This window comes from Stieleria sp. (genome assembly GCF_041595215.1).
GTDB classification, from domain to species: Bacteria; Planctomycetota; Planctomycetia; order Pirellulales; family Pirellulaceae; genus Stieleria; species Stieleria magnilauensis.
The window spans coordinates 1-4,954 of the sequence record NZ_JBFHKV010000642.1; the positions used below are offsets into that span (position 1 = coordinate 1).

At 58.7% G+C, this 4,954-nt stretch carries 2 protein-coding genes and 1 pseudogene; 2 read left to right on the forward strand and 1 reads right to left on the reverse strand.

Annotated elements, in window-relative coordinates; genetic code table 11:
- Positions 1–1,114: pseudogene (carB, locus tag ABX749_RS21655) on the forward strand (carbamoyl phosphate synthase large subunit); the annotation flags it as partial.
- Between the two features lie 9 nt (positions 1,115–1,123).
- The gene (locus tag ABX749_RS21660; RefSeq protein WP_372897814.1) at positions 1,124–2,617 is read left to right on the forward strand and encodes a sigma-54-dependent transcriptional regulator; all 1,494 of its coding nucleotides are present in this window, start codon (positions 1,124–1,126) and stop codon (positions 2,615–2,617) included.
- A 56-nt stretch (positions 2,618–2,673) separates the two neighbouring features.
- Here ABX749_RS21660 and ABX749_RS21665 read toward each other — a convergent pair whose 3' ends face one another.
- Positions 2,674–4,599, reverse strand: coding sequence for a hypothetical protein (locus ABX749_RS21665; RefSeq protein WP_372897815.1), 1,926 nt, complete (start codon positions 4,597–4,599; stop codon positions 2,674–2,676).
- Positions 4,600–4,954 lie beyond the last annotated feature (355 nt).

The window sequence follows — 4,954 nt, forward strand, 5'->3', positions numbered from 1 at the left end:
CATCGGCTATCCGGCGTTGGTCCGTCCCAGTTTCGTGCTGGGCGGTCGCGCGATGGAGATCTGCTACGACAAGGCACAATTCGAACGCTACGTCGCCGAAGCATTCATCGTCGCCGACGGACAACCGGTGTTGATCGACCGTTTCTTGGAAGACGCCACGGAAGTCGATGTCGACGCGATCTGCGACGGCGACGACGCGGTCATCATGGGGATCATGGAGCACATCGAAGAAGCCGGCGTGCATAGCGGTGACTCGGCCTGTGCCATCCCGCCGTTTTCGATTCCTCAAGAGGTGCTGGCCGAACTGCGTGAAGCGACGATCAAGTTGGCCAAATCACTGCATGTCGTCGGGCTGATGAACATTCAATTCGCCATCAAGAACGAAGAGGATGGGCCCAAGGTTTATATCTTGGAAGTCAATCCGCGGGCGAGTCGGACGGTTCCGTTTGTCGCCAAAGCCACCGGCGTCCCGGTCGCCAACTTGGCCACCAAGGTGATGACGGGAATGAAGCTGGCCGAACTGGGGATCACCCAAGAACCGATCCCGAAGCATGTTTCGATCAAAGAAAGCGTTTTCCCGTTCCGCAAATTTGCCGGGGTCGACATCGTGTTGGGCCCGGAAATGCGGAGCACCGGGGAAGTGATGGGGATCAGTGAAAAGTTCCCGCTGGCATTCGCCAAAAGCCAGCTCGCTGCCGGGGTGACATTGCCCACCGAAGGCAAGATCTTTGTCAGTCTGAGTTCACGACACAAAGGTTCCGCGGTCAGCTTGGGCAAGGACTTGCGTGCCTTGGGATTTGAAATCCTGGCGACCAGTGGAACCGCGGCGCGCCTGGAAGCCGAAGGCGTCCCGGTGACGCGAATCAAAAAGCTGGCCGAGGGGCAACCGAACTTGATCGACTATCTGAAGAACGAAGATGTCGCATTGATCATGAACACGCCCAACGGCAAAGGGGCGCGGACGGATGAAGGACGCATTCGTGCCGCGGCCGTGCAACAAGGAGTGCCGTGTATCACAACGATCGCCGCCGCCGAAGCGGCCGTGCGTGCGATGCAAGCCCTGGGAGAGGACGTGATGACCGTTCAATCACTCCAAGAACGCTACGCGGAGTAATCGATCCCGATGTCTGATTCTCAATCGCTCAAAAAGTCGACTGGCAAACCGGATTACGACCCGTCGACGTTTCGTTTGTTGGTCGTTGATAACGAAGCGGCGCATGCGCGAGCGATGACGGAGAGTCTGGAGAAGGTCGGCTACAAGTGCACGGTCGCAACCAGCGGCCCCGAAGCGGCGACGTTGATCGAGCGTGACACGTTTGACATCATCATCACCGACATGGTGATGAACGACGTCGACGGGATGAAGCTGTTGAAACTGGCCGGCCAGCGGCTACCCGACGCGGAAGTGGTGATGGTGACCGGCCATGCGACGGTTCCCATCGCCGTCGAAGCGATGCAGCAGGGCGCGTTCAATTTCCTCGAGAAACCGATCACGCCGAGCCGGCTGCGTGCGATCGTCGAAAAAGCCGTCGGCGCGGTTAGCTTACGCCGCCAGAACACCGAGCTGATGTCGCGATTGGACGAGCGATTCGGGTTCGAAGGCATCATCTACACCAGCAAGAAGATGCAGCAGGTGATCGATCGGCTGCGGCGAATCGCGGCGACCGACGCGACGGTTTTGATCACCGGCGAAAATGGGACCGGCAAAGAAATTGTCGCCCAGGCCGTTCATCAAAACAGCCCGCGACGAAACAAGCCGATCGTGGCGATCAACACCGGGGCGATCGCGGAGAACCTGGTCGAGAGCGAATTGTTCGGACACGTCAAAGGCGCCTTCACCGGTGCCGATGCCGACCGCATCGGTGCGTTCGAATATGCCAACGGCGGCACGTTGTTCCTGGACGAAGTCGGCGACATGCCGATGAGCACGCAGATTAAATTGCTGCGAGTCTTGGAAGAAAGCAAAATCACTCGCGTCGGCGACAATAAAGCGATCAAGGTCAACGTCCGATTGATCTCGGCCACCAATCGCCCGTTGGAAGCGATGATCGACGCCGGCACCTTCCGAAGCGATCTTTACTTTCGTTTGAAAGTCATCACCGTGGAATTGCCGGCGCTGCGGGAGCGCCGCGAAGACGTGATCCCGTTGATGGATCATTTCCGCAAGATGTTCTTGCGCCGTCACGACAAACCCGCAGCGCACTTCACGCCCGCGGTCACCAAACGATTTTTCGCTTACGATTGGCCGGGCAACGTGCGCGAGTTGCGCAACTTTGTGGAAATGATGGTCGTGCTGGACACCGATGGCAAACTCGATGTCGAAGACCTGCCGCCTGAATTGGTCGACGACGAAGCCGGAGAAAACGCGGTCGAAGAAATCGCGTTGCCAACGATCAGCACCGACGCCGATTCGAATCTGATCGGCCAACCGCTCAGCGTGATCGAACGCTGGGCGATCGAGAAGACGCTTCAATTGACCAACGACAACCGCGAAGAAGCCGCCAAGATTCTCGGTATCGGCGCCCGAACGCTCTATCGACGGCTGGACCAGTACAAAAAAGAAAGCGACGAAGAAGGCGGTGAGTCCGGCGACCACGCCTCGGACGACGACGCTTAGTAACGGGCGATGAAGGAGTGTCGTGCATCGCTCCGTGATCCACGACAATGCGACTCTTATTTCCCGTTCGTTGCTGTCGTCGACAACGCGTCCAGAAACGCCTGCTTGCTGGGGTGGCCATCGGCCAGCTCCCGCAACTGCTTTCGCGTCAAGGTTTGGCGGCCCGGCAGACTGAATTCGGCGAATTCGTCCACCGCGATCACGTAGGTGACGTCGTCCAAGCGATCGGCCTCCACAACCTGCCACGGCGACTGCGGATTTTCTCGCATTTGCGGCGGACGCACGTACTTGGCGTCTAACTTGACCATCCGGACACCGAGGGTGGCCCACAATCGAGTGGTATTGACGACGGGGTCATACAAGACCGGTACGGACACGCGAGTATCGACGGCAAGGTCGCGATGGGCGAGATCGGCCAACCATGCTTCGGCGGCACTGTAGGCGGCATCGACATCGACGGCTTCCTCGTCGCCGAGTTCGGGAGCCAACCCGATGTCTTCACAAGCCAACAGATAGAAACCGTAAAACAGCTGCTTCATCGACGCCAGTTCGGTTTGCAGATCGCTTTCCCGTTGGCCGTCTTCACGCCAGCCGTGAAGCTGCCCCAGATCGGCGTCGCCGTTGACCTGCAGGAAAGATTCGAGAAAGGCGTAACTGCGTGCGGTGCGCAGGTAAAACGTCGCGCAGGGTTCGACCCGCAACCGCGGCCGGATCTTGCGTGGTGGTACCGCCGCGGTCGCCTCAATCCGTCCAAGTTGTCTCGCGTGCGTTTCGCGACGTTTGGTGATCATCGCCTGAAAGGCTTGAATCAATCGACGCTTGTACTTCGCCGTCAGCAGCAGCTTTTGGCTTTCCTTGCCACGCGTCGGTAACAGCAGCGTTTCCAACGCATGGATCTGGTGATCGTACCAACCGCTGTCTTGACGCGGTGTCAGGTCCACGTCTCCCGAGCGAATCTGCCGAATCAGCTCCACCATCAAATTCGTCTGTGCCGCCGTGCCGGTGGAGAAGAGCCGGTTGAACAATTCCGATTCACGGCTGGTCGACGCCGGCAGCACACTGACCACAGGAAGCAGCACGTTGTGCTGTCGCGCCAGCTCCATCAATTCCGCATCGGCTCCGATCAACTGGTCCAGGTTCAATCCATCTGCTGGGTTGGTCAACTTGGAATAAAAGTCGATCAATTCCAGGTAGTCCCGACGCAGCGTTTCATCGGACGCGAGAACATCAGCGATCTCCCGCGGTATCGCGACATTGGCTTGTTCAAAGCCGTGTTGCAAGAAACGAAAGAACTTCCAAACCCGTCGCAAGTCGTCGTTCCAAGTGTAGAACGAGATGGGTTTCGAACGTGACGGATCCGCTTGAAACTCTTCGAGCCAATTCTCCGCAGCGGCTTGCTGGTGTGCGTCCAACTGGACCGGTCGGTCGGCCAACTGCAGCGCCGCGGCGAGAAACCCACGGGCCTGACTGTCCGGCGGCAATGCAGAGAACAACGCTTCGACAAAATCCACTGCCGATGGAGAATAGCCAGCATCACCGCGAAAGCAGGCCAGGTCCAATGCCGCGTACAGTCCGTCATCGAATTGTTTTGCGAATCCATCGAGCATGTTGGCACTCGGCAGCACCACGAGCCCGCTGCTTTCGGATTCCCGGATCGCATCGGCGTAGGTCGCGTACAGCCGCAACATCGCGGTGTCTCGGTCCGGCCGGATGTCGGGACAGTCCAATTGAATGACGGCCCCGCTGTGGTTGATCTGCCAACCCTCGTAGTCTCGGCGATCGACCCGTTGCGGGTCAAAGTCGGGACGCAGGTCTTCCAACCGATCATCCACGAGCGTCAAATCGTCCATCGGATCAGGGCTGGGGTGGACGTCCGTGTGCTCGATCGTGACATAGAATGCGTTTCGCCACGCCCCGTAAGCGATGACTGCTCCGACTGTGATCAACGCCAAAACGACCAGCGAAATGGACGGCTTGCTCATCGCTCTTCTCCAAGGATTGCGAACATTCAAAATGGAATGGTGTGGGCCGATTCATCGGTATGACGAACAGCTCACCCATTCGGATTTCGAAATCCCGGAGATTTTTTGACCCGTTGCAGGAGTCGCGGAGTTTGATGGAACCCGATGCGCACTTCCGCTGAAGCCCAGAGGACTCGCGCAGCGCACGCCAGTGGCATCACGCCCGATCAAACCGAGGTTGATACAGATAGCGGAACGGCGCGAGCCGTCCGGTCACGCCGCAAGGCGGCGCGCCGGGCCGGAGGTTTTGCGTCCTGCCGCTAACAATGGGAGTAATACGTATCGTAGCGGAACGGCGCCAGCCGTCCGGTCACGC